The sequence below is a fragment of the Schlesneria sp. genome (genome assembly GCF_036405755.1).
In the GTDB taxonomy this organism is placed as follows: Bacteria; Planctomycetota; Planctomycetia; order Planctomycetales; family Planctomycetaceae; genus Schlesneria; species Schlesneria sphaerica.
On record NZ_DASWWZ010000427.1, the window covers coordinates 1 to 2,158 of the forward strand.

At 52.4% G+C, this 2,158-nt stretch carries 2 protein-coding genes; both read right to left on the bottom strand.

Translation table 11 applies throughout. The features are described 5' to 3' along the window. Positions 1–288: 288 nt before the first annotated feature. On the bottom strand, positions 289–1,398 hold the full coding sequence (locus VGE80_RS14590) for an endonuclease NucS domain-containing protein (protein ID WP_440593177.1): 1,110 nt from the start codon (positions 1,396–1,398) through the stop codon (positions 289–291). A 167-nt stretch (positions 1,399–1,565) separates the two neighbouring features. Further along, the coding region (locus tag VGE80_RS14595; RefSeq protein ID WP_440593176.1) for a S16 family serine protease at positions 1,566–2,158 on the bottom strand (593 nt) is incomplete at its 5' end.

Genomic DNA, 2,158 nt, shown 5'->3' on the forward strand with positions numbered 1-2,158 from the left:
TACTTGGCCCGCTTAGTAGCGTGCTGGCCGAATCTGACGGCTGCTGACCGTGCGGCCGTAGTTGAATGCGCTGTGCGTGTTTCAGCTGGGAATCACGCAGAAGCAGTCGAGGTAGTCGTCATGCGCTAGATTGAGAGATGCTGTTCTGCAACAGGCAGAATTCACGAGCAGTTGTTTCTACAATCACTCGGAATATTCATTCCAAGTCTAAAAGGAGCACGATGCGGCTGCCTCCGAGTCGCGTATTTGGAGGCCGATCGTCTGAGCAGTTTGCCGATTGAGCGGAATTCATTCCATCGCGGGAACTTCAGGCAGTTGTTTGTCGTAATCGCGGAATTCTTTTTTGAGACGGTCGACCGTAGAACGCCATTTGGGGGCGGTCGGCTTGCACACTGTATTCTGATTGCCGAAAAGCCCCACCCCGTAAATGGGATTGTCTATGGATACTGTCTGCAACCATTTCACGGGAACGAAGTATTCGCAGCGTTCGCGATTGTCAACCAACTCTCGATGATACGAGCCATTCGTAGCTACATTTAAAATTGGTGTATCGCCGTTTTGAGTTTTCACCATAAAAGTTGCTGCTGGTTGCGAACGGCCGGACACTCGACCGACGCCCACGTAACCGCGTCCAGGAGCATTGACCCACACTCGATCACCGGGTTTCAAAAGTTGCAACGTCCTGCTAAACCAAATCCCTCCCCCCGCGCAGATGAATCCGTACTGTACAGCATCACCCCAGTCTCTCTCAGGACCTTGACCAAAAGACGCATAAAACTCCCCATTCCAAGGTTCGTTGTTGCCGTCCGATGTCGCCGCAACGGCTTGTGTCTGAATGGGATCGAGTAGCCATGCACGACTGATGAACTGCTCGGGGCCGTTGCTAAAAACCTGGAAGCACAAGACATTTATTGCAATTTTGCGCTCACTCAAGTATCCGACGATTCGTTCGGTGCTGTCATCCAGCGAGGATGAGACGATGACAATCTGATGGTCTTGATTAAGTGAGCCTTCAACCAGATCCTGCCCGAAGTGTTTTTTGAATTCTGTCGCTAAGTTCTTTTCAGGAGCAAATCGACTGTATATCGACGATATGTCGTCGGAACGCAGTTTCTCCACCCAAGATGCGTAATCGAGGGATTGGGCGACGACATCTCGTGGTGTGCGATCCCGTTTGAGTTCGATAAGAACGAGAGATCCATCGGGGGCGATTGCGAGCAAATCAATTCTGCCGCCAAAGCCCGTATCTTCTTGCCGACCGATCAACATCCAATCCTCAGAGAGCATATTGGGTGCTGCCACGATCATGTCTTCCAAGAGGCGCTCTGTCGCGAGCACCGTCGAGGGAAGCAATTGTGGCTGAGGTCCAATTCTCCAAATAGCGGTTTGAATCGGCATGGAAGTCGGTGCTTTCGTCAGAAGGGTTTGAGTGAACGATTCGAACCGGGGGAGGGCCCTTGTCCTTGCGTAGTCCGTGTAGATTGGTTCCGCGTAATTTTTCAGTTTTTTGAAAACAAGACGTGCATCTTTGTTTCCGAGGAACTGGAAGGCGATCGATACCAAACTCAATCCGCAATCGCCTTCACAAAAGCTTCCCGAACATCTCCGTAGAACAGCACATTGACTTTCGTGGCCATCTCGTCGGAGAGATCTACTAATTGCTTCCTGGCGGAAACGGGTATTAGGACGAGACTGGCTCCCTTTTCGACTGCAAGTTCCACCACGTCGATGGCATTGTGGATCACTTCCAGGGAACCACCCAGGTTCAAACCGCCGACCACGACGAGTCCACCACGCAGGCTCCGGTTGATGAGGGTGCTGCACATCGCCATGAGTGCAGCAACACCGAGAGACTGGCCTGCTTTGGCAGCGTCGTAGGCACGCAATTGGATTGAGAACTCATGTTCACGTGGATTGCGATCTCCAACCAATTCCGATGATCTGGAATAGAGATTGGCTTCCGCATACTTGACCGATTCGGAGAAGGCGGGTGGTGATGGGCGATTGAGAATTTTGACGCCGCTTCCAGGTCCTTCCGTGACCTCGATTCGGTACAAGCCCGACCCTTCGTCCTGTGTGCCGGCGCTAATCGACCAGACTTGTCCGGGCGGCAGGGGATCGCGACCAATATGATCTTCGCTCTGGAGTTCGGGAGTGA

Bases quoted from the DNA above. Each gene is read 5' to 3' on its own strand.
- VGE80_RS14590 (WP_440593177.1), bottom strand. From the start codon at position 1,398: ATGCCGATTCAAACCGCTATTTGGAGAATTGGACCTCAGCCACAATTG.